This window comes from Curvibacter cyanobacteriorum, from assembly GCF_028649475.1.
GTDB classification, from domain to species: Bacteria; Pseudomonadota; Gammaproteobacteria; order Burkholderiales; family Burkholderiaceae_C; genus Curvibacter; species Curvibacter cyanobacteriorum.
This window is the reverse complement of record NZ_JAQSIP010000005.1, coordinates 259574-285129: the sequence shown is the minus strand read 5'-3', so window position 1 is coordinate 285129 and position 25556 is coordinate 259574. Positions and strand designations below refer to the sequence as shown.

The 25556-nt window shown below is 68.6% G+C and carries 23 protein-coding genes; 7 read left to right on the top strand and 16 right to left on the bottom strand.

Features of this window, described 5'->3' with window-relative positions:
• Positions 1-480 precede the first annotated feature (480 nt).
• Both PSQ40_RS13225 and infA read left to right on the top strand, forming a co-directional pair.
• The gene (locus PSQ40_RS13225; RefSeq protein WP_273952002.1) at positions 481-735 is read left to right on the top strand and encodes a hypothetical protein; all 255 of its coding nucleotides are present in this window, start codon (positions 481-483) and stop codon (positions 733-735) included.
• A 29-nt stretch (positions 736-764) separates the two neighbouring features.
• The gene (gene infA / locus PSQ40_RS13220) at positions 765-1019 is read left to right on the top strand and encodes a translation initiation factor IF-1 (RefSeq protein ID WP_273925550.1); all 255 of its coding nucleotides are present in this window, start codon (positions 765-767) and stop codon (positions 1017-1019) included.
• 91 nt (positions 1020-1110) lie between these two features.
• Here the strand turns inward: infA and PSQ40_RS13215 are convergent, their stop codons facing one another.
• The 4 genes from PSQ40_RS13215 to PSQ40_RS13200 form a co-directional block, all read right to left on the bottom strand.
• A complete protein-coding gene (locus PSQ40_RS13215) occupies positions 1111-2454 on the bottom strand; it encodes an MATE family efflux transporter (protein ID WP_273952001.1) in 1344 nt (447 codons plus the stop codon).
• 337 nt (positions 2455-2791) lie between these two features.
• Positions 2792-3673, bottom strand: a complete 882-nt coding sequence (locus tag PSQ40_RS13210) for an HDOD domain-containing protein (RefSeq protein ID WP_273952000.1) — start codon at positions 3671-3673, stop codon at positions 2792-2794.
• A 193-nt stretch (positions 3674-3866) separates the two neighbouring features.
• Entirely contained in the window at positions 3867-5576 is a 1710-nt protein-coding gene (gene leuA / locus PSQ40_RS13205) for a 2-isopropylmalate synthase (RefSeq protein ID WP_273951999.1), read from the bottom strand.
• A 280-nt stretch (positions 5577-5856) separates the two neighbouring features.
• On the bottom strand, positions 5857-6819 hold the full coding sequence (locus PSQ40_RS13200) for a LysR family transcriptional regulator (RefSeq protein WP_273951998.1): 963 nt from the start codon (positions 6817-6819) through the stop codon (positions 5857-5859).
• A 96-nt stretch (positions 6820-6915) separates the two neighbouring features.
• Between PSQ40_RS13200 and PSQ40_RS13195 the strand changes: the two genes are divergently transcribed.
• The 3 genes from PSQ40_RS13195 (at position 6916) to PSQ40_RS13185 (ending at position 9620) form a co-directional block, all read left to right on the top strand.
• Positions 6916-7761, top strand: a complete 846-nt coding sequence (locus PSQ40_RS13195; RefSeq protein WP_273951997.1) for an ureidoglycolate lyase — start codon at positions 6916-6918, stop codon at positions 7759-7761.
• A 20-nt stretch (positions 7762-7781) separates the two neighbouring features.
• Positions 7782-8540, top strand: a complete 759-nt coding sequence (locus tag PSQ40_RS13190; protein WP_273952047.1) for an SDR family NAD(P)-dependent oxidoreductase — start codon at positions 7782-7784, stop codon at positions 8538-8540.
• 102 nt (positions 8541-8642) lie between these two features.
• Complete coding sequence (locus PSQ40_RS13185; RefSeq protein ID WP_273951995.1) at positions 8643-9620, top strand: tripartite tricarboxylate transporter substrate binding protein; 978 nt, start codon at positions 8643-8645, stop codon at positions 9618-9620.
• Positions 9621-9649: 29 nt separating this feature from the next.
• On the opposite strand, the gene PSQ40_RS13180 is transcribed toward PSQ40_RS13185, so the two are convergent.
• The 10 genes from PSQ40_RS13180 to PSQ40_RS13135 form a co-directional block, all read right to left on the bottom strand.
• Positions 9650-10300 carry a 3'-5' exonuclease gene (locus PSQ40_RS13180; RefSeq protein ID WP_273951994.1) on the bottom strand — a complete coding sequence of 217 codons (651 nt, stop codon included), beginning with the start codon at positions 10298-10300 and terminating at the stop codon, positions 9650-9652.
• A 36-nt stretch (positions 10301-10336) separates the two neighbouring features.
• Positions 10337-11806, bottom strand: coding sequence for a sensor domain-containing diguanylate cyclase (locus PSQ40_RS13175; RefSeq protein ID WP_273951993.1), 1470 nt, complete (start codon positions 11804-11806; stop codon positions 10337-10339).
• 122 nt (positions 11807-11928) lie between these two features.
• On the bottom strand, positions 11929-13020 hold the full coding sequence (locus tag PSQ40_RS13170; protein ID WP_273951992.1) for a 3-deoxy-7-phosphoheptulonate synthase: 1092 nt from the start codon (positions 13018-13020) through the stop codon (positions 11929-11931).
• A gap of 43 nt (positions 13021-13063) precedes the next feature.
• Positions 13064-13420: a zinc ribbon domain-containing protein YjdM gene (locus PSQ40_RS13165; protein WP_273951991.1), complete on the bottom strand. Its 357-nt coding sequence runs from the start codon at positions 13418-13420 to the stop codon at positions 13064-13066.
• 160 nt (positions 13421-13580) lie between these two features.
• Positions 13581-13973, bottom strand: coding sequence for a hypothetical protein (locus tag PSQ40_RS13160; RefSeq protein WP_273951990.1), 393 nt, complete (start codon positions 13971-13973; stop codon positions 13581-13583).
• A gap of 127 nt (positions 13974-14100) precedes the next feature.
• Complete coding sequence (locus tag PSQ40_RS13155; protein WP_273951989.1) at positions 14101-16431, bottom strand: ATP-dependent DNA helicase; 2331 nt, start codon at positions 16429-16431, stop codon at positions 14101-14103.
• The gene (locus PSQ40_RS13150; RefSeq protein WP_273951988.1) at positions 16428-17384 is read right to left on the bottom strand and encodes a hypothetical protein; all 957 of its coding nucleotides are present in this window, start codon (positions 17382-17384) and stop codon (positions 16428-16430) included. The genes PSQ40_RS13155 and PSQ40_RS13150 overlap by 4 nt, the downstream gene beginning before the upstream one ends.
• 10 nt (positions 17385-17394) lie before the next feature.
• Positions 17395-18105, bottom strand: coding sequence for an aspartate/glutamate racemase family protein (locus tag PSQ40_RS13145; RefSeq protein ID WP_273951987.1), 711 nt, complete (start codon positions 18103-18105; stop codon positions 17395-17397).
• On the bottom strand, positions 18102-18749 hold the full coding sequence (locus PSQ40_RS13140) for a DNA-3-methyladenine glycosylase I (protein WP_273951986.1): 648 nt from the start codon (positions 18747-18749) through the stop codon (positions 18102-18104). Before PSQ40_RS13140 ends, PSQ40_RS13145 begins: the two co-directional genes overlap by 4 nt.
• 131 nt (positions 18750-18880) lie before the next feature.
• Positions 18881-20257: a lytic murein transglycosylase gene (locus tag PSQ40_RS13135; RefSeq protein WP_273951985.1), complete on the bottom strand. Its 1377-nt coding sequence runs from the start codon at positions 20255-20257 to the stop codon at positions 18881-18883.
• A gap of 114 nt (positions 20258-20371) precedes the next feature.
• Between PSQ40_RS13135 and PSQ40_RS13130 the strand changes: the two genes are divergently transcribed.
• On the top strand, positions 20372-22399 hold the full coding sequence (locus PSQ40_RS13130; RefSeq protein ID WP_273951984.1) for a UvrD-helicase domain-containing protein: 2028 nt from the start codon (positions 20372-20374) through the stop codon (positions 22397-22399).
• A gap of 98 nt (positions 22400-22497) precedes the next feature.
• On the opposite strand, the gene PSQ40_RS13125 is transcribed toward PSQ40_RS13130, so the two are convergent.
• Positions 22498-23799, bottom strand: coding sequence for an O-acetylhomoserine aminocarboxypropyltransferase/cysteine synthase family protein (locus tag PSQ40_RS13125; protein ID WP_273951983.1), 1302 nt, complete (start codon positions 23797-23799; stop codon positions 22498-22500).
• 386 nt (positions 23800-24185) lie between these two features.
• On the opposite strand from PSQ40_RS13125, the gene PSQ40_RS13120 reads away from it, so the two are divergent.
• Positions 24186-24752: a DUF2867 domain-containing protein gene (locus tag PSQ40_RS13120; RefSeq protein ID WP_273951982.1), complete on the top strand. Its 567-nt coding sequence runs from the start codon at positions 24186-24188 to the stop codon at positions 24750-24752.
• 110 nt (positions 24753-24862) lie between these two features.
• Here PSQ40_RS13120 and PSQ40_RS13115 read toward each other — a convergent pair whose 3' ends face one another.
• Positions 24863-25432 (bottom strand): SMI1/KNR4 family protein, encoded by a 570-nt coding sequence (locus PSQ40_RS13115; protein ID WP_273951981.1) that lies wholly within the window; start codon positions 25430-25432, stop codon positions 24863-24865.
• Positions 25433-25556: the final 124 nt, after the last annotated feature.

Genomic DNA, 25556 nt, shown 5'->3' with positions numbered 1-25556 from the left:
AACCATCGCGGGCCCGACCAGCACAGCCGGGCAAATGTTTCAAATAGTTTCAGAACGCCCCGCCAGGGTCAATACGTCATTTCGCGGGTAAGGTCTTTTAGCAACGCTGGCGCCGCGATGCCCGTCCGCTGGGGCCTGAGAAGCCTTGGCCGCTTGGGCTTCTGGGGCGAGTGTGTTACATTGCCGGATCGCCCCTGGCGACTGACCGCGTTGGCGCCTGTCGCCATGAGACGCAAGCGCCCCTGGCAGAGCGGCCGTCAGTCCTGCCCTGCTTGTGGCGTGCCAGCCTGCTCATGTCACCGCGCAAGTGGCTTTTCCCCTTCTGTAGAAGTTGCCACTGCTTTTGGCACGTTCCCGGGTCCCGCGTCCTCATGGCCGCAATCTCAGGTTGTTCAGGACGGGCTCCCTAGGCATTTGGGGCTGCCAAAATTTTTGTCCGTGACCGAGAGGCTGTTGCAGCCCCAGGTCTTACAACCTTTGATGATTCAGACTTCGACCTCGACTTTGCTACCCAACGCGCCCATCCTGATGGGCAAGTACCGAATTGCCGCCTGCCCCCGTGAACTCGAGGGCGGGCAATACGCGTCCCTGGTGTCGATCGCCAGTGGCCGCGGCAGCGCCAGCACCGACCGGGTGATGCGCTTTGTTCCCGAATTTTCTACCCGTGCCGCTGCTTCGGGCTACGCCATCGAGCAGGGCATCCAATGGGTTCGCGGTCTCACGCGCACCCTTTGAACCCCATCAAGACCTAAAGGAAGACCACCATGGCCAAGGAAGACCTGATTGAAATGATGGGTGTCGTCAACGAAGTGTTGCCTGACACCCGTTTCCGCGTGACCCTCGAAAACGGTCACGAGCTGATTGCCTACTCCGCAGGCAAGATGCGCAAGAACCACATCCGCATCCTGGCGGGTGACAAGGTGTCGCTGGAACTGTCGCCCTACGATCTGAGCAAGGGCCGCATCAAGTTCCGTCACATCGAAGGCCGTGGCCCGATGGCCCCGCGCCGTCCGCGCTGAGCTGGGGTTTTTCAGCCGCTCGGCGGCGGGTGGGCGTGTTGTCCACCCCGCCAGCCCCCACCGGCTGGTCCGTGGCCTCCAGGGCGCCTGTTCAGTCGCGGAACCACACCCCGCGCGCGATGGCCGTGGCATTGAGCCCGCCATACACCGCCAAAGCCAGGGCCTGAGCCCCAAACACCCCTGCCAGGCCCCAGCCCCAGCGCAGGGCCAGCCAGCCGCCCAAGGCCGCCACCGCGAGGCGGGCGATGTTGCCCAGCACCGGCCAGAGCAGCCGCCCGGCGCCTTGTGAGGCGAAGTACAGGATCAGCCCCAGGCCGAACAGGCCGTAAAACGGGCCCACGATGCGCAGGTACTGGGACCCGACCTCGAGCATGGCCGGGTCGCTGTCGAACAGCGACAACCAGGCCACCGGGAAGGCCGCCGCGGCCAGACCAATCACCTCGCTCAGGGCCACCGCCATGGCGGCACCCATCCAGGTGGCCCGCAGGGCGCGGTCCCGCCGGCCAGCACCCACGGCTGTGCCCACCATGGCCACCAGGGGGCCGCCAAAGCCAAACACCAGCGGCACCAGCAGGTACTCGAGCCGCGAGGCCGTGCCATAGCCCGCGATGGCGGCCGGACCAAAATGGCCCACCAAGCCCGTGGCCACCGCAATCGCCACATTGGTGGCCACCGTGGACACGGCCCCGGCCAAGCCCACGCGCAAGATGTCCATGAACAGGCTTTTGCGCCAGCGCGCGTCCTCCCAGCGCGGCCGCAGCAGGCTGCGCGAGGACAGCAACCAGGCGCCCAGCGCCACCGATCCCCCGGCGTAGTACAGCAGCAGCGCCAGGCCACCGCCAGCGATGCCCATGGCCGGGATCGGGCCCCAGCCAAAAATCAGCAGCGGCGACAGCGGCAACAGCAGCAAGGTGCCCCAGCTGATCACCTTGGCCGGCAGGCCCATGTTGCCGGTGCCCCGGATCACCGAGGCCAGCGAGTTGAACAGCCAGACCAGCACAGCCCCTGAGAAGACCCAGTTCGAGTAGGTCATGGCGGCCTGCAGCGACCCCGCCTGGCCACCCATGTGGGTGTACAACCACGCACCTCCCAGCCAGGCCGCCAGCGTGAACACCAGGCCAAACACGATCGACAGCAGCAGGGCATGGAACACCAGGGCGTGGGCGTCGTCGCGGCGCCGCGCGCCCAGCGCGCGGGCGATCGCAGACGAGATGCCACCGCCCATGGCGCCGGCCGACATCATCTGCATCAGCATCACCACCGGGAACACCAGCGCCATGCCGGCCAGGGCGTCGGTGCCCAGGCGGCCGATGAACCAGGTTTCGATCAAGCCCGCCAGGGCCTGCGCCACCATCACCACCACATTGGGGCCTGCCATGCGCAGCAGGGTGCTGGCGATGGGGCCTTCGAGCAGCAAGCGGGTGCGCGGGTCCATCGCTGGGGGGGGCGCGGAGGCGCCGGCCCCAGCGGGCGCTCCAACGGCCTCCGGCATGGGTCGGGGGGTGGCTTGGGCGTGGGAGGAGGTCATAGCGGGCAGGGACAGCCCACCGGGGGCTTGAATAGATGTATATGCATCTATTATGGTCGCGAACGCTTGGGCGTGTGACGCGAAGGTGTCAGCGCGGCCGGCGGGCCCCCTTGCCCAGCCCGTCAGCCCCGCGCCGGGGCGACGGGCTGGCGGGTTGCCCGGGGGGGCTGGCCGCGGGTCGGGCGAATGTGGGCGGTGCAGTGGTGCGGGCTTTGGGGGTGTTAGCCGGTGGGTGGCGGCTTGCTCAGGGCTCGCTTGAGCCATCGACCTTGTGCAAAAAGGCCAGCGTCACCCGCGGCGAGGCGTTGAGCAGTTTGGACAGTGCTTCCACATCGCTGCTCAGCGCCGGGTTGTCCCAGCTTTTCATGGTGTGCCGCGCCAGGCGCGAGGCCAGCACCACGTTTTGCACGCTGGGGTGGTCGGCGTGCTTGCCGTCGCTGATGCGGATCAGCAGCTTGGGCAGGCGCCACAGGCGCAGCAGGGTCTGGCGCAGGTCATCGAGTTCGATGTTCAGCACGCTGCGCTGGGCCACGCTGCTGCGCAGGGCTGGGTCTTGCGCCTGGGCCTGGCGGATCTTGAGCATCAAGGTCGGCGCGTGGCACCAGACCAGCAACTCGGCAAAGTCGTGCAAGAAGGCCGCCTCATGGATCACGTCGACATCGGTGTCGCTGCGGTGCACCGCAAAGGCCATCGCAAAGTGGGCCGCACGCGCGCTGCGGTGCAGCAGTTCCTGCACGGCCTCGAGCGCTGCGGGGTACTCGCGCAGGCGGTCTTCGACCGTGGCTTGCGGGCCGAAGTGCTTGAAAAACGGGGTGATGCCCGTCATCACCAGGGCGCTGGTGATGCTCTCGGTTTCGGTCGCGTCGTCGTTGCGGCGCAGGGTGGCGACATGGGCGAAGAACTTCACCGTCATCAGCGGGTCGGCGCGCAACACGGGGCTCAGGTCGGCGGGGCCGATGTCGTCCTCGCGCGCCCGCAGGTCTTCGATGGCCTGCGCGGTGCTGGCCAGGATCGGGACCTCGGCCCGCACCAGCAGCCGCACCCAGGCGCGCAGGTCGCGCAGCGGCCAGTTCAGGAACGCAGGGGTGACAACGCTGGGGGTGTCCGGGGGGGCAGAGGGGGCCATCGTTCGGGTCCGGTGGAAGTTCGCTGCAGCCATTTTGCGACTTTTGCGACGCCAGGTCAGGGTTCGACCAGGCGTTTTGCCGGGGCACATGACCCCGGTACGGGATCATGCCCACCCAACCCGTCCGAGGCGACAGGATTTCCGTCGCCCCGGGGACCGATGACCAGGGCCTGGCCCTGGCGCGTGCCGGGGCTCAGGCCGTGGTGTCGGCCGTCGCGGCTGTCGCGGCCCCGCTGTGGCTGGGCTGGCGTCGAGCTTGCAGGCGGTTGGCCACGCTGATCACGGCCTGGATCGAGGCGGTCACGATGTTGTGGCTCATGCCCACGCCAAAGCCCGCACCCGCCACGCCGTCGAGCGCGGCCTCCACAATCGCCAAGGCCTGGGCATCGGCCCCGCTGCCGGTGGCGCGTTCTTCGTAGCTGTCGACGCGCAGCGGCAAGCCCAGCGCATCCACCGTGGCGGCGATGGGGCCGTTGCCATGACCGCGCACCTGCTGGCGCTGGCCCGCGATGCTGAGGTCGAGTTCGATGCCCTGGCCGCTTTCATCGAGCTTGTGACCGTGGTAGCGGATCGCGTCGCTGCTGCCCGCGGTGCCCCGCAAATAGGTTTGCTGGAACAGGGCCCAGATCTCGCTGCCATTGATCTCGGTCTCGCTCGCATCGGTCTGGCGCTGCACCACGGCACTGAACTCGACCTGCATGCGGCGCGGCATCACCACGCCGCGTTCGCGCTCGAGCAAGAAGGCGATGCCGCCCTTGCCCGACTGGCTGTTGACGCGGATCACGCTGTCGTAGGTGCGGCCCAGGTCGGCCGGATCGATCGGCAAGTACGGCACTTCCCAGAGGCCATTCGGGTCCTGGGCGGCAAAGCCTTTCTTGATCGCGTCCTGGTGCGAGCCCGAGAAGGCGGTGAACACCAGATCGCCCGCGTAGGGGTGGCGCGGGTGCACCGGGATCGAGGTGCATTCTTCGGCCACGCGCGCCACGGCGGTGATGTCGGAAAAATCAAGCTGCGGGTGCACGCCCTGGGTGTAGAGGTTGAGCGCCAACGTCACGATGTCCACATTGCCGCAGCGCTCGCCATTGCCAAACAAGCAGCCTTCCACGCGGTCGGCGCCGGCCATCATGGCGAACTCGGCCGCGGCCACACCTGTGCCACGGTCGTTGTGCGGGTGCACCGACAAGACAATGTGCTGGCGCGGCACCAGGTGGCGGTGCATCCACTCGATCTGGTCGGCAAACACATTGGCGGTGGCGTTCTCCACCGTGGTCGGCAGGTTGATGATGACCTCGCGGCCCGGGCCCGCCCCCCAGGTTTCGATGGCGGTGTGGCAGGCCTGCAAGGACACGTCCAGCTCGGTGGCGCTGAAGGTTTCGGGCGAGTACTGCAAGGTCCACTGGGTGGCCGGCTGGGCGTCGGTGAGGCGTTTGAGGTAGCCCACATGGTGGCGGATCAAGTCCATCACCTGCGGCACGCTCATGCCAAACACGATGCGGCGCCAGGCCGGTGCGGTGGCGTTGTAGAGGTGCACGATGGCGCGTGGAGCACCTTGAACGGCCTCCACGCTGCGGGCGATCAGGTCTTCACGCGACTGGGTCATGACCATGATGGTCACGTCGTCGGGGATCCGCTTTTCTTCGATCAGGCGGCGCACAAAGTCGAAGTCGGTTTGCGAGGCCGCGGGGAAACCCACCTCGATTTGCTTGAAGCCGATGCGCACCAACTCCATGAACAGGCTCATCTTGCGCTCGGCATTCATGGGCTCGAACAAGGCCTGGTTGCCGTCGCGCAAATCGGTGGACAGCCAGATCGGCGCCTGGGTGATGGTGCGCGAGGGCCATTGGCGATCGGCGAGCGCGATCGGGGCAAACGGGGCGTACTTGGTGGCGGGGTTGGCAATCATTGGGGGCTCCACGAACAGGGGCGGCGCCGGGGTGTCCGGGCTGTGCCGCGAGGGTCAAAAACGGAAAAACAAAGACATCCCCTGCAGCCCTTTGCGCAGGGCAAAGGCTGGTTCGTGGGCCGGGGTCAGGGGGAAGTCAGAGCGATGAGCGCGAAGCTCAAGACACGAACGCGAGCAGACCCCGGCCGAGCACTAGGCTTAGCTTTAGGGTGAGGGCTTGCTGGCGTTGCATGGCAAAAATGGTAACACAGCCGGGCAGGCCTTGGCTGGGGGGCCTTCCCTATCGGGGTGATAGCCCCGCCTCATCGCGGCCCCGCCCGGCCGCGTCGCGCAGGCATTGCACCAGCAGCGTGGCCGCCGGCGACAAGCGGGCGCCCCGGCGGGTGACGATGCCATAGCCCTCGTGCCGCGCGCGCAGGCTCAGCGGCAGGCGCTTGGCGATACCGTGCTCTTCGCAAAAGGCCATGGTGCCCTCGGCCATCAGGGCCACCAGCTTGGGGTCTTGCTTGAGCATCAACAGGGTGGCCAGGGAGGAGGCGGTCTCGATCGGGTACGGTGGCAACTCGAGCCCGGCCTCGCGAAACTCGCGCTCGGCCAGGGTGCGCAGCGGCATGCTGCCCGGGTAGAGGATCCAGCGGTAGCGCACCAGCTGCGCCAGCGTCACACGGCGTGCCTTGGCCAGCGGATGCGCCAGGCCCACGGCCAGTGCCACCTGCTCGTCTTCGAGGGCTTCGTAGTCGAAATGGTCGGCCTGGCTCGACACCGTGGTGCGGCAGATCGCCAGGTCCAGCCGCCCCTCGTTGACCAGGCCCAGCAGCTCGCTGCTGATGCCTTCGCGCACCTCGATCGACAAGGCTGGCTGGGTTTGCCGCAGTTGCGCCAGCGCCCCGATCAGCACCGAGTGCAGGGCCCCGGTGATGGTGCCCACGGCGACCCGCCCGCCACTGCCGCGCAGCACACCGTCCAGCTCTTCGCGCAGGTGGCCCAGGTCAGAGCCGATGACCCGTGCGTAGCGCAGGATGCAGCGCCCCAGCTCATTGGCCTGCACGCCTTTGGGTGAGCGCTGGAACAGCTCGGCGCCAAAGGTCGATTCGATCTCACGCAGCGCCTTGGTCAGCCCGGGTTGGGTCATGCCCAGTTGGTCGGCCGCGCGGTGCAATGAGCCGGCTTCGTCCAGCGCCACCAGCAGGGTCAGTTGGCGAAAACGCAGGCGCGAGGCGATCGAGGACAGGCTGGGCAGCATGGGGGGGATTCCAATCGGTTATTGCCAGATCAAAAGCTCTCACTATGCAGCAAACAGCCCGGCTTTCAGAATTCGCCAGCACAAGGAGACACTGGCATGAAATTGCTTCGCTATGGCCCGCCGGGCCAAGAAAAACCGGGCCTGCTCGACAGCACGGGCCAACTGCGCGACCTCTCGGCCCAGGTGGCCGACATCGACGGCAGCGCCCTCGCCCCCGACACCCTGGCCCGCTTGCGGGCCCTGGACCCCCAGAGCCTGCCCCTGGTGAGCGGCTCACCGCGCCTGGGCCCCTGCGTCGGGCGCATTGGCAAGTTCATCTGCATCGGCTTGAACTACGCCGACCACGCGGCCGAGTCCGGCATGCCGGTGCCCAGCGAACCGGTGGTGTTCAACAAATGGACCTCGGCCGTGGTGGGCCCGAACGACGATGTGCGCATCCCGCGCGGCTCGACCAAGACCGACTGGGAGGTGGAGCTGGGGGTGGTCATCGGCCGCACCGCGAGCTATGTCGACGAGGCCGATGCGCTGAGTTACGTGGCCGGCTACTGTGTGGTCAACGACGTGTCCGAGCGCGAATACCAACTTGAGCGCGGCGGCACCTGGGACAAGGGCAAGGGCTGCGACACCTTCGGTCCCACCGGCCCCTGGCTGGTCACCGCCGACGAGGTGCCCGACCCCCATGCGCTGGACCTGTGGCTGGAGGTCGACGGCCACCGCTACCAAAACGGCAACACCCGCACCATGATCTTCCGCGTGCCGCAGATCGTGGCCTACCTGAGCCGCTTCATGACCCTGTACCCCGGCGATGTGATCTCCACCGGCACGCCGCCCGGCGTGGGCATGGGCTGCAAGCCCGCGCCGGTGTTCCTGCGCCCGGGCCAGACCATGCGCCTGGGCATCCAGGGCCTGGGTGAGCAAACCCAACGCACCGTGGCGGCCTGAGGCCAGGAGGAGACATGAGCATGATTCAGTACCACTACGAAGGCCGCACTGCGGTGGTGACCGGCGGGGCCCAGGGCATTGGCTACGCGATTGCCAGCCGCCTGTTGGCGGGCGGCGCGCGCGTCGCGCTGTGGGACGCCGACCCCCAGGCCCTGGCCGCCGCCCAGGCCAGCCTGAGCCGCCCGGGCCAGCCCCCGGTGTTGGGCTTGACGGTGGACGTCACCGACCTGGCCCAGGTGCAGGCCGCCGTGGTCCGCACCGAGGCCGACAGCGGTCCGATTGCAATGCTGGTGCACAGTGCCGGCATCGCGGGCGCCAACGCCCCGGTGGTGGACTACGCGCCGGCCGAATGGCTGCGGGTGGTCAACGTCAACCTCAACGGTGCCTTCAACGTGAACCGCTCGGTGGTGGCCGGCATGGTGGCGCGCAACTATGGGCGCATCGTCAACATCGCGTCCATCGCGGGCAAGGAAGGCAACCCCAACGCCGCCGCGTACAGCGCGTCCAAGGCCGGTGTCATTGCGCTGACCAAGAGCCTGGGCAAGGAGACGGCGCAGCACAACGTGGCCGTCAACGCCATCACCCCGGCGGCCGCCAAGACGCGCATCTTTGAGCAGATGTCGCAGCAGCACATCGACTACATGCTGTCCAAGATCCCGCGCGGGCGCTTTGTCGAGGTCGATGAAGTGGCTGCCATGGTGGCCTGGCTGCTGTCGTCGGAAAACTCCTTCACCACCGGGGCCGTGTTCGACCTCTCGGGTGGTCGCGCCACCTACTGACGACCGGATTCCCTCACAAGAAGAAAGCCGGGCCCCCTGCCCGGCCCGGCTGGCGTGGCCCCTGCCGCTGGCCTGGTGTTTTGAACAACCAAGGAGACAAGCATGTCCATGCAACGCCGTCACTTCATGACCAGCAGCGCCGCCTTGGCGCTGGCTGCGCCGTTCGGTCTGGCCCGCGCCGCCACCGACTACCCCACGCGCCCGATCGAGCTGATCGTGCCGGTGGCCGCGGGTGGCGGCACCGACCTGGTGGGCCGCGCCTTTGCCGAGGCGGTCAAGAAGTACCTGCCCCAGCAGCCGGTGGTGGTCAACAACAAGCCGGGCGCCAGCGGCGCCATCGGCACCGCCGAGGTGATCAATGCCAAGCCCGATGGCTACAAGCTCGGCATCATCATTTGCGAGCTGACCATCATCCCCAACCTGGGCATCACCAAGTACACCGCCTCTGATGTGCGCCCCATCGCGCGACTCAACGCCGACCCCTCAGCCATCACCGTGCGCGCCGATGCCCCGTGGCAAAGCGTGGACGAGTTCCTTGCCGACGCCCGCAAACGCAAGGACCCGATTTCGATTGGCAACGCCGGTGTGGGCTCGATCTGGCACATGGCCGCAGCGGCCTTTGCCGAGAAGACCGGCGCCCCGTTCAACCATGTGCCCTTCCTGGGGGCGGCCCCGGCCGCGGTGGCCCTGCTGGGCGGGCATGTGGACGCGCTGACCGTCAGCCCCGGCGAGGTGGCCCAGCATGTGGCCGCCGGCAAGATGCGCACCCTGGCGGTGATGGCCGACCAGCGCGTGCCGGGTCTGTTCGAGAAAGTGCCCACGCTCAAGGAGCGCGGCATCGACCTGTCGGTGCAGGTGTGGCGCGGGCTGGCCGCCCCCAAGAACCTGCCGCAGGAGATCGCCGAACTGTGGTCCGACGTGGCGCGCAAGGCCGCCGAAGACGCGGTGTTCCGCGACGCCCTGACCAAGGCCAACCTGGGCTGGGCCTATGCCGATGCGGCGACCTTCCAGGCGGCCATCGACAAGGACCGCGCCTTCTACAAAGACCTGGTGCCCAAGCTCAACATCAACAAGGGCTGAGCCCGCCCTTCAAACCCCTTCATGCCCCCTCAGACCGCCCCCAGCACCGCGGCCTGTCGGGTCTGGACCGGGGCGCAGGCCTGCTGTTGTCGCAGCCAGCCCGGCACCGCGGCCTTGCTGCACCGCTGCAGCGCCATCAGCAAGGCGGGGCTGGCCTCGAGCTGCCACTGGCGGCGCAGTTCATCCTGCATGCGCGCCAGCAGACTGGCCGCCATCTCGGCGTCGGCCAGGGCCCGGTGGGCCCGGCCGGCACGCGGCAGGCCCAGGTGGTCGATCAGCAAACCCAGCTTGTGGCTGGGGGCGTGCGGGAACAGGCGCCGCGACAGCAGCACGGTGCACGCATAGGCCTGCGGGGCGTCCAGCCCGGCCAGCGCCAGTTCGGCGACCCAGAACTTGCGGTCGAAGGCCGCGTTGTGCGCCACCATCGGCAGCGAGCCGACAAAGCGACTGGCCTCGGCCATCACCTGAGCGGCGGGCGGGGCCTCGGCGATCATGGCGTTGCTGATGCCCGTCAGCTGGGTGATGAACGACGGGATGCGCACCCCCGCGTTCATCAGGCTTTGAAAGCGGTCCACCACCCGGCCGTGCTCCAGCAGCACGATGGCCACTTCGGTGGCGCGTGCGCCCTGCTCAGGCGAGATGCCGGTGGTTTCAAAGTCGATCACGGCGAGGCGGGTCATGGCGGTGCTCAGTGGGTTCAGAAAAGGGCCAGCGCGTCAGTCCGCCCCGTGGCGGCGATCGGCTTCCTGGCTCTGGTAGTAACGGGCTTTTTCAGCGTACATGGCCTGGTCGGCACGCGACACGGCGGCGTCCAGTGACTCACCGTGCTGGCAGGTGGCCAGGCCCATCGACAGCGTCAGCGGGCGCCCGGTGTAGAACTGGTTGTTCAGCTCCAGCAGCGACAGGATGCGGTCGCGCACGGCCAGGGCGGCGCGCCCATCGGTGGCTGGCAGCAGCACAGCGAACTCATCGCCGCCGATGCGGGCCGCGCAGGCTGGGCTGTCCACCGCCTTGGCCAGCACCTCGCCGGCGCGGCGCAGCAGGGCATCCCCGGCGGCATGGCCTTCGTCGTCGTTGATGCGCTTGAGGCCGTTGAGGTCGATCACCAGCACGCTCACCGGCCAGGGGCCGCGCCGTGCCAGGCGGTTCAGTTCGTCGGCGTAGTAGGCGCGGTTGCGCAGGCGGGTCAGCACGTCGTGCTTGCCCAGGTACTCCAGGTAGGCCTCGGCCTTTTTGCGTGCCGTGATGTCGACCAGCGACACCAGCACCAGGTCCCACTGGGCCTCGTGCCCCTGCAGCACCGAGAACTGCATGTGGATGTGCAACTGGTCGCCGCTGAGCGAGTAGTTGCTGACCTCGCGTTGCTGCTCCAGCTTGCCCTGCCAGAGGTCGATCAGCTGGTCAGAAAACGAGTCCACCATCTCGTCGCGGAACAGCTTGTCGAGGTTGCGCAGCAGGTGGGGCTTGTCCTGGGCCCCGAACATGTCCAGCGTCAACTGGTTGACGTCGATGACGCGGATCTCTTGCATGCAGCGGGTGACAAACTCAGGGTGCACGCGGATGAAGGTGGGGAAGTCGCTGATGCCCTGCTGGCGTGCCTCGTCGAGCAGGCGTTTGACGGCGCTGAAGTCCTCCACCCACAGCGACACAGGCGAGTGCTCGAACAGGTCGCGGGCGTACTGCTCGCTGTCGGCCAGGCGGTTCAGGTTGCGCTGGCTTTCGGTCACGTCTTCGAGCGACACCATGACACGGTCCCAGTTGGCTTCGTGGCCTTGCAGGATGCGCGCGCGCACCAGCACGTCCAGGCGGCGCCCGTCCAGCGTGTAGTTGACGGTCTGGTTGCTGAACTCGAGCTCGCCGTTCCAGAGCTGGGTCCATTCGTCGACCACCTGCTCGAACATGTCGTCGCGGAACACCTGGCCCAGGTTGTCCAGCAGGTGCGCGGTGTCGCGCGCCGCGAACAGCTGCAGGGTGCGGGCGTTGACCCGCAGCACGCGGATGCAGGCCGTGCCCTCGGCGACCCGTTCAGGCTGCTGCGTGAGGTGGGTCTTGAGGTCGGTCACGCCCTCGGCGCGCAGGCGATCGAAGAAGCGCTTGAGGGCGCTGAAGTCTTCCAGCCACAGCGAGACCGGGGCCAGTTCAAAGATGTGCTCGAAGTCGGTGGGCAAGGACGGGGTCATCGTCATGGCGCAGGCAAACGCGGGCCCCGGGGGCCGCGCGCGGGGGATGGCAGGGCCAACCAGTTTAGTGGACTGGTTTGACCCCATGCGTGCTGGGGCCAGGGCCCGGTGCGGCCGACGCCGATGGATCAGGCCGCGCGCGCTTGCCGGCGTTGCCGCACGGCGGCGGCCAGGCCTTGCAGCACGGGCACGGTTTGCTCGAAGCTGATGCAGGCATCGGTCACCGACACGCCGGGCTGCAAGGCCTGGCCGGGCACGATGTCCTGGCGGCCCTCGTGCAGGTGGCTTTCGATCATCAGGCCGGTGATGCGCGTGTCGCCGGCCGCGATCTGCTGTGCCACGTCGGCGGCCACCTCGATCTGCTTGCGGTGCTGCTTGCTGCTGTTGGCGTGCGAGACGTCGATCATCACCTGCTCGCGCAGGCCCGCCGCCTTGAGCAGGGCGCAGGCGGTGTTCACGTCGGCGGCGCTGTAGTTGGGCTGCTTGCCACCGCGCAGGATGACGTGGCAGTCGTCGTTGCCGCGGGTTTCGAAGATGGCGGCCTGGCCCATCTTGGTCATGCCCATGAAGGCGTGCGGTGCTTGCGCCGCCTGGATGGCGTCGGCCGCCACCTTGACGCCGCCGTCGGTGCCGTTCTTCAGGCCCACCGGGCAGCTCAGGCCGCTGACCAGTTGGCGGTGGCTTTGGCTTTCGGTGGTGCGCGCGCCGATGGCGCCCCAGCTCACCAGGTCACTGATGAACTGCGGGCTCAGCAGGTCCAGGAACTCGGTGCCCACCGGCAGGCCCAGCGCCAGCACGTCGAGCAGCAGCTTGCGCGCCAGCTCCAGCCCTTCGTTGATGGCGAAGCTGCCGTCCAGGTGCGGGTCGTTGATGTAGCCCTTCCAGCCCACGGTGGTGCGTGGCTTTTCAAAGTACACGCGCATCACCACCAGCAGGTCCTGGCTCAGCGCGTCGGCCTGGGCCTTGAGCTGGCGCGCGTAGTCCATGGCCTGGGCGTGGTCGTGGATGGAGCAAGGCCCCACCACCACCACCAGCCGGTCGTCCGTGCCGTGCAACACGCGCGAGATGGCCGCGCGGCTGCTCTCCACCAGCGCCTGGGCGGCATCGGGGGCGGGCAGCCATTCTTGCAGCAGGGCGGGCGTGATCAGAGGGCGCACCGCGCGGATGCGGGTGTCGTCAATGCGGGTGGTGTCGTGGGTGCTTTGGGCGGTGGGGCTCATGGGGGACTCGTGTCGTGGCGCGTGGCGGTGGGGGCGTGGCGGGTCAGGCCTTCTTCAGGAACACCGACTTCAGCATGAAGTTGCCCTGGTCGGTCTTGCAGTCCACATCGTGGTCACCGTTGTCGTGCACCAGGCGGATGCTTTTCACCTTGGTGCCCTTCTTGAGCACGGTGGACGAGCCTTTGACCTTGAGGTCCTTGATCAGCAGCACGGCGTCGCCGTCGGCCAGCGGCTGGCCATTGGCGTCGCGGATGATGCCGTCCCCGGCGGGGGCGTCGTCCTCGCTGGCCTCGGCCTGGGCGGGCCACTCGTGGGCGCAGTCAGGGCAGATGAACTGGTCGCCGTCGGCGTAGGTGTTTTCCAGGCCGCATTGCGGGCAGGCGGGGGGCGTGAGGCTCATGGGGACGTGTTCCAAAAATCAGCCCGACAGTGTACGGGCCCCACCTGACCGCACCTTGACCTGGCACACAGGGGTGGGTGGCGGTGCCCGGTGCCTGCGGTCGGGTGGGTGTCGTCGCCGGGTGGCCTCGGGTCCGGCGTCCGGGTCTGGGGCGTGTTGTTCAGGCGGTGGCGGCAAAGCGCACGCTGGCCATGGCCAGGGCAAACAGCAGGCCTTGCAGGAAACGGGTGCGCAGCATGACCTCGGGGTCGCCGGGGCGGCGCCAGTGGGCGATCAGGGTCAGCACGGCGCCCGTCAGCAGGGGCGACAGCAGCAGGTTGGCGACACGCCAGCCCGGGGTGGGCAGCAGCGACTGCGGCAGCAGCAGCAGGCTCAAGCCGCCCAGCACCAGACCCAGCACCGCGTAGCCCAGCAGGCCCAGCCACAGGGGCGTGGCACGGCGGGCGCGGCGCTCGCGGCTCAGGTGCAGGCCCCATTCGGCCAGCAGCTCGGCCAGCACCTGCAGCGCGACCTCGCCAAACACCTCGAACAGCAGTTCCAGCAACAGTTCCATGGGGTGCCAGTGTGCCGCAGCCCGGCAGCCGTGGCCATGGCTCGCGGTCTCAGCCCCAGCCTCTGCCTCTGCCTTAGATGAAGGTGAAGGTGAAGGTGAAGGTGAAGGTGAAGGTGCCCGAGGCGGCTCAGTCCAACGCCCACCAGCGCGGCAACAACTGGCGCACTTCGGGGCGGGCAAAGCGGTCGTCCATCAGGTGCACCACGCCGCGGTCACCGGGGCCGCGAATCACCCGCCCGGCGGCCTGCACCACCTTTTGCAGCCCGGGGTAGAGGTAGGTGTAGTCGTAGCCGGCCCCAAACAAGGCCTGCAGTCGCTGGCGCACCTGCTCGTTGACGGGGTTCACCTGGGGCAGTCCCAGGGTGGCCACAAAGGCGCCAATCAAGCGCCGCCCGGGCAGGTCAATGCCCTCGGCAAAGGCTCCGCCCAGCACCGCCAGTCCGATGCCCTGGCTGGTCTCGCTGAAGCGCGCCAGAAAGGCCTGCTGCTCGGCCTCGAGCATGCGGCGCGACTGGCGCCAGCAAGGCAGGTCGGGGTGGCTTTGGGCCAGCTGGTCGGCCACCTGCTGCAGGTAGTCGTAGCTGCTGAAGAACGCCAGGTAGTTGCCGGGCTGGGCGCGGTACTGGGCCGCCATCAAGTCGACCAGCGGGGCCAGCGAGGCCGCGCGGTCGGCGTAGCGGGTGGACAGGTGGCGCGCGGTGTGCACCTGCAGCTGGGCGGCGTCAAACGGTGACTCGACCTCCAGCGTGCGGTGTGCCTCCGGCAGGCCCAGCAGCTGCGCGTGGTAGCTCGGTGGCTGCAGCGTGGCCGAGAACAAGGTGCTGCTGTGCGCCCCGGCCCAGCGGGGGGCCAGGAACGGTGCGGGCACCAGGTTGCGCAGGCACAGCCGCGATCGCCCGGGTTCGGGCGGGCTGGGCTGGCTGACGTCGAACAGCGAATGCGTGTCCAGCGATTCGGCCAGGCGGCAGGCCTGCAACACGTCGAAGTAGAACTGGCGCAGCGCGGGGTCGAACTCGGTGGGGTGCTCGGCCTGGTGGGTGCCCAGCACCTGGCTGCACTGTTGCAGCGCGTGCAGCAGTTTGTCGGGCAGCTGGGGGTAAACGGCATAGGGCTGGGGCTGCGCTTTGTCGAGCGCCAGCCACTGGCGGCGCAGCTGGTTGAGCCCTTTCTTGACCGTGGCAAAACGCTGCGCGGTGTCGCCCCGGCGCGCCAGTGCCAGCGCCTCGGGCCGCAACTCGGCGCTGTACATCTGGCGTGCGCGATCCACCAGGTTGTGCGCCTCGTCCACCAGCAAGGCGACGCGCCAGCTGTTGGCCTGGCTCAGGCCCCACAGCAGGGCGCTGGCGTCGAAGTAGTAGTTGTAGTCGCCCACCACCAGGTCGACCCAGCGGGCCAGCTCCTGGCTCAGGTAGTAGGGGCACACCTGGTGGCGCAGGGCGACCGCGCGCACCTGGGCCTGGTCCAGCCGCCACGGGCCCTGGGCCTGGGGGGCGGGGCCGCTCAAGGCGTCTTGGCGCGCCGCAGGCAGGCGGTCGTAAAAGCCCTGGGCCAACGGGCAGGACTCACCGTGGCAGGCGCGGTCGGGGTGTTCACAGGCCTTGTCGCGTGCCACCAGTTCCAGCACGCGCAGCGGCAGGGTTTGCTGCGGGGCGAGTTGTTCCAGCGCGTGCAGCGCCAGTTGCCGGCCTGAGGTCTTGGCGGCCAAGAAAAACACCTTGTCCAGACCCTGCGCGGGCGCGGCCTTGAGCAGCGGGAACAGCGTGCCCAGGGTCTTGCCAATGCCGGTGGGGGCTTGGGCCAGCACGCACAGGCCGGCGCTGGCGCCGCGGTACACCGCCTCGGCCAGGGGCCGCTGACCGGTGCGGAAATCGGCGAACGGAAAGCGCAGCGCCTGCAGCGCGGCGTCGCGCGCCTGGCGGTGGGCCAGTTGCTGTTCGGCCCAGCTCAAGAAGCGCGCGCATTGGGCCTCGAAATGCGCTTGCAACTCGGTGGCGCTGAGCTGCCGCGTGAACACGGTTTCCTGCTGCGAACCGACCTCAAAGTACACCAGGGCCAGGGTCAGCTCGCTGAGCCCTTCTTGTTGGCAGTAGAGCCAGCCGTACACCAGGGCCTGGGCCCAGTGCAGGGCACGTTGGCCGGGGTTCTGTCGCTCGAGTGGGCCCTTGTGGGTTTTGATTTCTTCCAGCCGCGGGCCGCTGGGGTCCAGCCCGTCGGCGCGGCCGCGCACCCGCAAGCGGCCTTGGTAGAGCCCGCTGAGGCTGACCTCGGCCTGGTAGCCGGCGCCGCGCCGTGCCACCACGGTGCCGTGCCCGGCCACGCCTTCTTGTGCGGTGGGGGCCGGGGTGAAGCGCAGGTCCAGGTCGCCCTGTTTGGCCGTGAACTCGCACAGTTCACGCACCGCCACGGTGTAGAGGGCCGGCTCGGGCGCCGCCCCAGGGGCTGGCGCGGGGGCGCTCACAAAAGGCCCTCGGGGGCTTGGAGGGGGTCGGCTTCGGGGTCGTCCTCGCCGCCCTCGCCGAGGCGGGCCTGGCTGCGCTCGGCTTCGCTGCGCACCGGGCTGGCCTTGGACAAGGCCATCCACACTGCAAACGGCAGCGTGCAGGGTTGGTGGCGGGCCGGGCGCAGCAGCTCAAACTGGCCGCTTTCCACCGGGCCGTGCAGCAGCCAGATGCCCAGGTGTTCGGGGATCTCGTTGGCCTTGGCCACCCCGGCGGGGAAGACGTAGTAGCAGGCCTCGCACAGCCATTCGTAAGCCTCGCGTTTGGCGGCGTGGCGCAGGTCGGACAGCAGGTCGGCGCGGCTGAACTTGATCTCGTGCACCATGGGCTGCAGGTAGCGCGCCACCGAGGTGTTGCGCACCGAAAACAGGTCGGGCCGCGCCATGCGCCAGGTGTGCGGTGCTGGCGCAGGGGCCATGGGCAGCTCGCTGTCGCTCCACAGGCGGGCCGCGGGTGAAGATGCGGGTTCGGCTGGGCCTTCGGCGGCCTGGGGCGGTGCGGCCACGGCGGTGTCGGCCGGGCTGGGCGCGGTGCCCTCAGCGGGGCTTGCTGTGGGGCTAATGGTGGGGCTAGTCAGTGGGGCGCTGGGGGCGTGGCTGGGGGCTTCGAGGGCAGCGCGCAGCGCCAGCTCACGCCACACGATGCGACCACTGCCCAGCAGGTGTTCGGCAAAGCGCTGGGCCAGCCGGTCGTGGGCGCTGAGCGCGCGTTGGCTGCGCTGGCGCGCTTCGGCCAGGGCCTGGATGCCGGCGTCGGTGAGCTTGAGCGTCTCATGCCCTTCGGCGCTGGTGTGCAGTTGAATCAAGCCGGCGGCCAGCAGGTCGATCTCGAGCCCGTCCTTGCAGGGCCAACCGGCGGAACGCCAGACGCCCATCAAGCGGGTGCGGTGAACGCGGCTGAGTTTGAACGCCATGGGCCGGGCCTCAAGCGCGGGGTTCGGGCCCCAGCGCACGGCGCAGGGCCGCGCGGGCCAGCAAGCGGGTCGAGTCCAGCGTGGGCAGGGCCGAGTTGCTGTCGTTGAGGATCAGCGGGATCTCGGTGCAGCCCAGCACCACGGCGTCGCAGCCCTGCTGTTGCAGGTCCTGCACCCAGCCTTGAAAGCGCTGCACGGTGCTGGCTTGCTGCACGCCGCGCACCAGCTCGTCCATGATCAGCTGGCCCATGGCCGCCCGCACCTCGGGCGCGGGGCGCACCCAGCGCAGGCCTTGCGCGGCCAGGGCTTGGGGGTAGACCTCGCTGTCCAGCAGCCAGCGTGTGCCGGTCAGGCCCAGGCACTGAAAACCGCGTTCGCGCGCGGCCTCGGCCACCACCTCGGCGATGTGCAGCCACGGCCGTGGCGAGTGCGGGCGCACCCATTCAAAAGCCTGGTGGATGGTGTTGTCCGGGCAGATCAGGATGTCAGCGCCCGCGGCGGCCAGCTTGCGCGCCGACTCGAGCATCAGCGCCGCCACGCCGGGCAGGTCGCCGCGGTCCAGGCAGTCCACATAGTGCCGCAGCGAAGGGGTGTGCAGGCTCACCTCGGGGTGGCCGTGGGGCCCCAGCCAGCGGGCGCCCTCTTCGCACACCGTGCGGTAGCACAGCGCCGCCCCTTCGGCCGAGCAGCCGACGATGCCAATGTGCAGCGCAGCGCTCATGCCGCACCTGGTTGGCTGGCGCGCTGGGCCAGCGCGGGTTCGCGCACATGGCAGCCCTCGAGGTGGTCGTTGACCAGGCCCATGGCCTGCATGAACGCGTACATGGTGGTGGGGCCGACGAAGGTCCAGCCGCGGCGGCGCAGGTCCTTGGACAGGGCCACCGATTCGGGCGAGGTGGTCAGGCCTTGCAGGCTGGCGTGGGTGATCTCGGGGGGGCGCTGGTGGGCGGCGGGCTCAAAGCGCCAGAAGTAGGCCGCCAGCGAACCGAACTCGTCGCGCAGGGCCTGCGCCCGGCGCGCGTTGTTGAGGGTCGAGACGATCTTGCCGCGGTGCCGCACGATGCCGGCGTTGAGCAGCAGGCGCTGCACATCGGCCTCGTCGAAACGCGCCACGGCGTCGATGTCGAACTGTGCAAAGGCTTCGCGGAAGGCTTCGCGCTTGTTGAGGATGGTGAGCCAGCTCAGGCCGGCCTGGAAGCCCTCGAGGCAGATTTTTTCAAACAGGCGCTGGTCGCCGTGCACCGGGCGGCCCCACTCTTCGTCGTGGTAGCGCTGGTACTCGGGCGTGGCGCGGCACCAGAGGCAGCGCCAGGCGCCGTGCTCGTCGCTGAAAAGGCCGGCGGGGACGGGAGAGGGGGCAAGCATGATGGACTGTAAATAAATACAGTTTATACGACGAGGCCCCCGGCCTTGTCCAGCCCACGACAGGCGCCCTCGGGGGCCCGGCCGGGCCCTCCCCCGGCCTGTGGTGGCGTGCTGGCGGCGCTGAGGGTTGCTCAGCGGGCTTGCAGGCGCTCCAGCAAGCCCAGTTCGGGGTAACCGTCGGCGGGCAGGCCCAGGCTGCGCTGGTAGCGGCGGATGCCTTCGCGCGTGGCCGGGCCCATCAGGCCATCGGGCTGGCCGCTGGCAAAGCCCAGTGCGTTGAGCCGGGTTTGCAGTTCGCGCATCTGGCTGCGCGACAAGGCCACCAGGTCACGTGGCCACGGTGCCAGCACCCCCGGGCCTTGCGCCAGGCGCTGCGCCAACAGGCTGACCGCCAGGGCGTAGTGGGTGGAGTTGTTGTAGCGCAGGAGGGTGCGGAAGTTGGGGCCCACCAGAAAGGCCGGGCCGCGCAGGCCCGCGGGCAGGAACAAAGCCGCGCCATCGCCCAGGTCGGGCAGGCCCTGGCTGTCTATGCTTTGCACGCCCTCAGCTGCCCACTGGGCGCTGCTCTGGCGGAAGTCGGACTCGCGCTGCCCCGGGTCAAAGCCCGCGGGCAGGCGCACTTCGGCGCCCCAGGCCTGGCCCGGCTTCCAGCCCGAGTGCGCCACAAAGTTGGCGGTCGAGGCCAGCACATCGGGCATGCTGCCCCAGATGTCGCGGTGGCCGTCGCCATCGGCGTCCACAGCATGGGCCAGGAACACCGAAGGCAGGAACTGCGTCTGCCCCATGGCGCCCGCCCAGGAGCCGATCATGCGGTCGCGCGGGATGTCGCCGTTTTGCAGGATCTTCAGCGCCGCGATCAATTGCTCACGCGCCCAGGCCTCGCGCCGCCCTTCCAGGCCCAGGGTGGCCAGGGCGTCGATGGTGGGCAGGTTGCCGTAGTGGCTGCCGTAATTGCTCTCCATGCCCCAGATCGCGAACAAGGTGGTGGCGGGCACGCCGTAGCGGGCCTCGGTGGCCTGGGCCTCGGTCTGCAACTGGCGCAGTTTGGCACGGCCCTGCTGGATGCGCAGCGGCGACACGGCGCGGTCCAGGTAGTCCCACACGGTGCGGTTGAACTCGGGCTGGGCGCGGTCCGCGTCGACCACCTCGGGGCGGTAGCGCACGCCGTCCAGGGCCTGCTGCAGCGTGGCCTCGCTGATGCCGGCGGCCCGGGCGCGGGGCTTGAAGGCCTCCACCCAGCGCAGCAGGGCCTGCTGTTGGGCGGCCTCGCTGTCGCCATTGGTGGTGCCGCTGGTCGCCGCGCCGGCTGCCGTCACTGCCGTGTTGGCGGTGGGCGCGGGCGTGGTGGCGGGGGCCGCCAGCGGGGGGGCCGCTTGGGCGCTGCGGTTGTCGGTCGCGGTGGGGGCGCTGCCGCAGGCGGCCAGGGCGGCGCACAGCAGGGTGCTCCAGGCCAGGCGCTGAAGTGGGGGCGGTGGGGTCGGGTGGGCGGAATCTGGAGAGGGGTGCATGGCTTGATTTTCACCTCGCCAGCCTGGGGCTGCGCGCTGGTCGGGTGCCGGCCCGCGCACCGGGCCCAAGCTGGCGACAATGGAGGCCTTGCTTCCCCGATTGGCCTGCGCCCCATGACTGCTTCTTTCTCCCCTGCCCTGCCCTGGTCGGCCACGTCCATCCACCCCACCGGGGAGCAATGGCAGGTGCTCAACTCGCCGGCCCGGGCCAAGCTGGTTCAGGCCCTGGCGGGCACGGGCAAGACCACCACGCTGTGCATGAAGGCCTGCAGCCTGCTCAAGCGCCTGGGGCCGGACGCGCGCGTGCTGATGCTGGCCTATTCGCGCGCTGGCGTGACGGCCATCCGCGACCGCATGAGCCAGCTGCAAGCGGGGCTGTCGCCGCAGCAGCTGGACGTGTTGACGGTGGAGCAGCTCAGCGAGCAGGTGCTCAAGGACCAGGGCGACCCGGTGCACCGCCTCAACGACCCCTTGCGTCGCCGCTTTTTGATCCTGCAGGCCCAACAGGCGCTGCGCCAGGAACGCCAGCCCGGGGCCGACGGCCAGTACAGCGCCTGGCTGGGCCGCGAGGTGGACATCGACGCTTTCCTGGCTTTTGAAGCCCTGGCCAAGAAGCGCTTGCTGGACCAGCAGTTCGAAGACTCGGGCCAGGGCCTGGTCGGGTTTTGCGAAGACCAGGACCTGGACCCCGAGCTGTACCGCCTGTACCGCCGCTACGAGCGCATGCGCGTCGGCATGAACCACGAACCCCAGTTCTATGCCGACGGCGACTGCAGCTTCGAGCTGTGCCGACAGCTCAGCCTGCTGGACTGGGACCAACCCTTTGAATGGCTGCAGGGCCGCTATGCCGCGGTGCTGTTCGACGAGCTGCACGACCTCGACGAGGCCGCGCTGCTGGTGCTGCGCAAGCTGGTGCAAAGCGACAACGGCGTGTTTGTCGGCGCGGGCGACTTCAACCAGCACATCCACGCGGGCGCGTTTTCGGTGTTTGGCGAGTCGCTGGCACGCATCAAGAGCTGCCTGCCCGAGGACACCGAGGTGCTGCAGATCAACACCACACGCCGCTTTGGTGCCGAGATCTGCGCTGCGCTCAACCCGCTGTTCGGCCTGAACTTTGGCCACACGGCCGATCGCTCGGACGCCTTTGTGCGCCTGCCCTACGACAGCGACGAGCACTGTGCCCAGCAGCTGGTCGAGCTGCACCGCCAGATCGTGCAAGGCTGGCGCGACGTGCAGGGTCAAAAGGGTCAGCACAGCGCGCTCAACGTGGTGCTGCGCAACCCGCAGGACAGCATCTTGCTGGAGTGGGTGTTTGGCCATGAAGGCGTGCACTACAGCTGCCAGGACCTGAGCCCGTTTTACCTGCGCAAGGAGCTGGCGCTGGCGTTGGTCTGGATGTGGGTGCTGCTGCCGCCCGAGGCCCAGGCCGCCCCGCTGCTGACCCCGGGCATGGTGGCCGCGGCGGTGGAAGGCCGGCTGCACCTGAGCCGCAGCAGCGCCCGCGCCGAGGCCGCCGACCCCGATGTGCTGGCCCAGGGCCAGTTCGATGAGGCCGGTTGGACCGACCTGCCCGGGGCGCGCGAAAGCCAGTCCCTGGCCAGCAGCCTGCATGGCGATGTAGAGCGCGTGCGCCGCTACCTGGCGCAAGGCAGCCTGGACCCCAACGCGGCCCATCCCAGCGCCGTGTGGGCCCAGATGCTGGCCTTGCCGCCGCAGGTGCTGGACGACGCCGGTGCGCTGTGCCGCCACCCCCTGCTGCGGCGCCTAGTGGACGAAGCCCCCATCACCGCGCAGGAACGCCGTGTGGCCCAGGACAGCCTGGACAGCCTGGCGCGCCTGGCCCGCCACATCCCGGTGGCCGAGTTTTTGGGGCGCCTGACCTTGATCGCGACGCAAAGCATCGCGCTGCACCAGGCGCGCGAAGCGGTCAGCCTGCGCCTGCTGAGCATCAACGCCTGCAAGGGGCGTGAGTTCACGTTTGTGGCGGTGCCCTTTGTGGAGCGCGGGCGTTTTCCGGGCCCGTCATCGCACCAGGAAGCCTACCTGGAACGCAACCGCCTCTATGTCGCCATGACGCGCGCCCGCGCTGCGCTGTGGGTGCTGGAAAGCGCCACGCGACCCGTCAGCCCGGGGCCGGTTTGACGGCCCCGCAGGCGAGGGGCGCGCGGGGTTGATGCGAGCCTGACGCGGGGGCCAGCAGGCCTACATGCCGCGGCCAGGCCCTCCCCATCACACCTGGATCACACCTGGTCCAGCGCCTGGGCCAGGTCGGCCAACAGGTCGTCGGCGTGTTCGATGCCCACGCACAGGCGCACCGTGTCTTCACCCACGCCCGACTTCTTCAATTCTTCAGGCGACAGCTGGCGGTGGGTGGTCGAGGCCGGGTGCGTGGCCAGCGACTTGGCATCACCGATGTTGACCAGGCGGGTGAACAGCTGCAGCGCATCGAGGAAGCGCGCGCCGGCTTCGCGGCCACTGCCGCTGCTGGCCTTGACGCCAAAGGTCAGCAGACCCGAGGCCTTGCCGCCCAGGTACTTCTGCGCCAGCGCATGGTCGGCATTGTCGGGCAGGCCGGCGTAGTTGACCCAGCCCACCTTGGGGTGCTTCTCGAGGAACTGCGCCACCTTCAGCGTGTTGTCGTTGATGCGGTCCATGCGCAGGGCCAGGGTCTCGATGCCTTGCAGGATCAGGAAGGCATTGAACGGCGACAGCGCCGCGCCCATGTTGCGCAGCGGCACCACGCGGGCACGGCCAATGTAGGCGGCGGCGCCCAGGGCCTCGGTGTAGACCACGCCGTGGTAGCTGACGTCGGGCTCGTTGAGGCGCTTGAAGCGCTCCTTGTGCTGGGCCCAGGGGAACTTGCCCGAGTCGACGATGGCGCCACCGATGCTGGTGCCGTGGCCGCCCAGGTACTTGGTCAGCGAGTGCACCACGATGTCGGCGCCATGCTCGAACGGGCGCAGCAGGTAGGGCGTAGCGACGGTGTTGTCCACGATCAGCGGCACACCGTGGCGGTGGGCGATTTCGGCGATGCGGGCGATGTCGGTCACATTGCCCTGCGGGTTGCCCAGCGACTCGACAAACACGGCCTTGGTGTTGGCGTCGATCAGGGCGTCGAAGCTGTTCGGGTCACGGTGGTCGGCAAAGCGCGTGGTGATGCCGTACTGCGGCAGCGTGTGGGCGAACAGGTTGTAGGTGCCGCCATACAGCGCGGTCGAGGCCACGATGTTGTCACCGGCCTCGGCAATGGTCTGGATGGCATAGGTCACCGCCGCCTGGCCCGAGGCCACGGCCAGCGCGCCAATGCCGCCCTCCAGCGCCGCGACGCGCTTTTCGAGCACGTCGGTGGTCGGGTTCATGATGCGCGTGTAGATGTTGCCCGCCACCTTCAGGTCAAACAGGTCGGCGCCGTGCTGGGCGCTGTCAAAAGCGTAGGCCGCCGTCTGGTAGATGGGCACCGCCACCGCCTTGGTGGTCGGGTCGGGCGAGTAGCCTGCGTGGACGGACAGGGTTTCGAACTTCCAGTTTGCTGCGGCGGACATGGTGACAGGGCTCCTTTGGTTTTGAATCGACTTCTTCGAGGTCTGACAGGGGGGGGATGACGCCAGCCGGTGCCCCGGCTCGGGCCCCCACGAGGGGCGTTGGGCCCGCTGTGATTGAACCACCGAACGGCCGGGTGACTTATGCGGAATTGAGGCTTGCTTATGCGGGGGGCTTGGGGCCGTCCAGGGGGCCAGGCTTGGGGCCTTGACCGGGCTGGCATGGGGTTGCCGTGGTGTGGTGGTGATGCCTCTGGATAACGTGGCACGATGGGGCCCTGCAGGCCGGGCCACAGACCCCGTCCTGTTGGATCCTGCTCGCCAGGGCGCCGCTGTTGGCGGCTGTGGCGGCCACACCAGGCCAAGGCCAGGCCAAGCCCAGGTCACCGATGAACTTGATGAACCACTACCTGCCCCGCTACCAGTTTGCGGAGGAACACAGCCTGCACATCCCCGCCCGTCCGGCCCAGGTGCTGGACGCGGTGAGCCGCCCCGAGGTGGTGGACGACCCGGTGGCGCGCGGCCTGATCGCGCTGCGCGAGTGGCCCAACCGGCTGGCCGGGCGCCTGGGGCTGCCTTCGTCCCTGCAGCACCGCCCGGCCTTTGGTCTGGCCAATTTCACGCCCCTGGGCCGCGACGGTGACCGCGAGATCGCGTTTGGTCTGGCGGGGCGCTTTTGGCAGTCGGACTTTGGTCTGGTCGATTTGGCTGACGCTGAGGCCTTTGCGGCCTTGGACCTGCAAGGGCGGGCCAAGCTGGTGATGAACTTCAGCGCCGAGCCCGAAGGCACCGGCACCCGCCTGACCACGCGCACCCGGGTCTGCTGTGGTGACGCCGCGAGCCAGCGCCGGTTTCAGCTGTACTGGTGGTTGATCCGGCCGGCGAGTGGGCTGATCCGCCGGCGCTTGTTGGGGCGGGTGAAGGGGGCGTTGATTCGCGTTGATGGGGGGTGGTAGACGTTGATGGGCGTTGTACGCGGGCCTGCAGCTGCGGAGCCGGCACCCGGCCCGTGACATGCACGGTGGTTGACCTGTGGCTTGGCGTGAGCGGACGCGCACTTGTGCGGTCAGACCTCAAATTCCCTTGCCAGGCGGTCATAGATCGGCAAGTGCCACGCGTCATGGTCGCTGCCGTCTTCATCCACCAGCGATTTCAGAAAAGAACCAAAGTCGCTGGCTTGAAAATGAACGGTGTCGTTGCCATCCGTGCCCCAGGCGTTTGCGCTGTGATGCCAAGTCACGATCTGGCCGTGGTGCTGTGCATCGAGGGCCATCAGCAATTGAACCGGGCCAGGGGTGTCGGCAAAAACCAGGTGCTGCGGCGGCACGCCTTCGCCATAGGTCTCGCCCCGCCAATGGGATTCCACACAGGCCCAGTCGAAGATCAAATCGACGTAGCTTGCGACTGTTGGGCGGGGCGCCCGGGCTGAACCGGGCGGCCATGGGGCCTGCGGGCCGTGAAACATGCGGGGGTAGACGCGCCCGCCATTGAACCGCAGCATGAAGTCGCGGTACCCCGCGGGCAGACGCAGGCCGGTTTCGCCTTCCCACCGTTCGATGTCTTGCCGGGCGTCTTTGACGTAGCGCCAGTCACGCTCACCGTCGTTCCATCGTTCTGTGAAGGGTGCAATCTTCATGGGTGTGGGCGTCGTCGATTGGGCGGCCGCGATGGCGGGGTGTCGGCCGCCTGATCCGCTGAACTTTTCGGGCCAGGCAGAGCCAACGGACGCGGCGGACCGCACCGCAAGGCTTGGTTTGGCT

Excerpts from the sequence above, each read along its gene's own strand:
- PSQ40_RS13225 (WP_273952002.1), top strand. The coding sequence starts at position 481 with ATGATTCAGACTTCGACCTCGACTTTGCTACCCAACGCGCCCATCCTG.
- infA (WP_273925550.1), top strand. The coding sequence starts at position 765 with ATGGCCAAGGAAGACCTGATTGAAATGATGGGTGTCGTCAACGAAGTG.
- PSQ40_RS13215 (WP_273952001.1), bottom strand. The coding sequence starts at position 2,454 with ATGGACCCGCGCACCCGCTTGCTGCTCGAAGGCCCCATCGCCAGCACC.
- PSQ40_RS13210 (WP_273952000.1), bottom strand. The coding sequence starts at position 3,673 with ATGGCCCCCTCTGCCCCCCCGGACACCCCCAGCGTTGTCACCCCTGCG.
- leuA (WP_273951999.1), bottom strand. The coding sequence starts at position 5,576 with ATGATTGCCAACCCCGCCACCAAGTACGCCCCGTTTGCCCCGATCGCG.
- PSQ40_RS13200 (WP_273951998.1), bottom strand. The coding sequence starts at position 6,819 with ATGCTGCCCAGCCTGTCCTCGATCGCCTCGCGCCTGCGTTTTCGCCAA.
- PSQ40_RS13195 (WP_273951997.1), top strand. The coding sequence starts at position 6,916 with ATGAAATTGCTTCGCTATGGCCCGCCGGGCCAAGAAAAACCGGGCCTG.
- PSQ40_RS13190 (WP_273952047.1), top strand. The coding sequence starts at position 7,782 with ATGATTCAGTACCACTACGAAGGCCGCACTGCGGTGGTGACCGGCGGG.
- PSQ40_RS13185 (WP_273951995.1), top strand. The coding sequence starts at position 8,643 with ATGTCCATGCAACGCCGTCACTTCATGACCAGCAGCGCCGCCTTGGCG.
- PSQ40_RS13180 (WP_273951994.1), bottom strand. The coding sequence starts at position 10,300 with ATGACCCGCCTCGCCGTGATCGACTTTGAAACCACCGGCATCTCGCCT.
- PSQ40_RS13175 (WP_273951993.1), bottom strand. The coding sequence starts at position 11,806 with ATGACGATGACCCCGTCCTTGCCCACCGACTTCGAGCACATCTTTGAA.
- PSQ40_RS13170 (WP_273951992.1), bottom strand. The coding sequence starts at position 13,020 with ATGAGCCCCACCGCCCAAAGCACCCACGACACCACCCGCATTGACGAC.
- PSQ40_RS13165 (WP_273951991.1), bottom strand. The coding sequence starts at position 13,420 with ATGAGCCTCACGCCCCCCGCCTGCCCGCAATGCGGCCTGGAAAACACC.
- PSQ40_RS13160 (WP_273951990.1), bottom strand. The coding sequence starts at position 13,973 with ATGGAACTGTTGCTGGAACTGCTGTTCGAGGTGTTTGGCGAGGTCGCG.
- PSQ40_RS13150 (WP_273951988.1), bottom strand. The coding sequence starts at position 17,384 with ATGGCGTTCAAACTCAGCCGCGTTCACCGCACCCGCTTGATGGGCGTC.
- PSQ40_RS13145 (WP_273951987.1), bottom strand. The coding sequence starts at position 18,105 with ATGAGCGCTGCGCTGCACATTGGCATCGTCGGCTGCTCGGCCGAAGGG.
- PSQ40_RS13140 (WP_273951986.1), bottom strand. The coding sequence starts at position 18,749 with ATGCTTGCCCCCTCTCCCGTCCCCGCCGGCCTTTTCAGCGACGAGCAC.
- PSQ40_RS13135 (WP_273951985.1), bottom strand. The coding sequence starts at position 20,257 with ATGCACCCCTCTCCAGATTCCGCCCACCCGACCCCACCGCCCCCACTT.
- PSQ40_RS13130 (WP_273951984.1), top strand. The coding sequence starts at position 20,372 with ATGACTGCTTCTTTCTCCCCTGCCCTGCCCTGGTCGGCCACGTCCATC.
- PSQ40_RS13125 (WP_273951983.1), bottom strand. The coding sequence starts at position 23,799 with ATGTCCGCCGCAGCAAACTGGAAGTTCGAAACCCTGTCCGTCCACGCA.
- PSQ40_RS13120 (WP_273951982.1), top strand. The coding sequence starts at position 24,186 with ATGAACTTGATGAACCACTACCTGCCCCGCTACCAGTTTGCGGAGGAA.
- PSQ40_RS13115 (WP_273951981.1), bottom strand. The coding sequence starts at position 25,432 with ATGAAGATTGCACCCTTCACAGAACGATGGAACGACGGTGAGCGTGAC.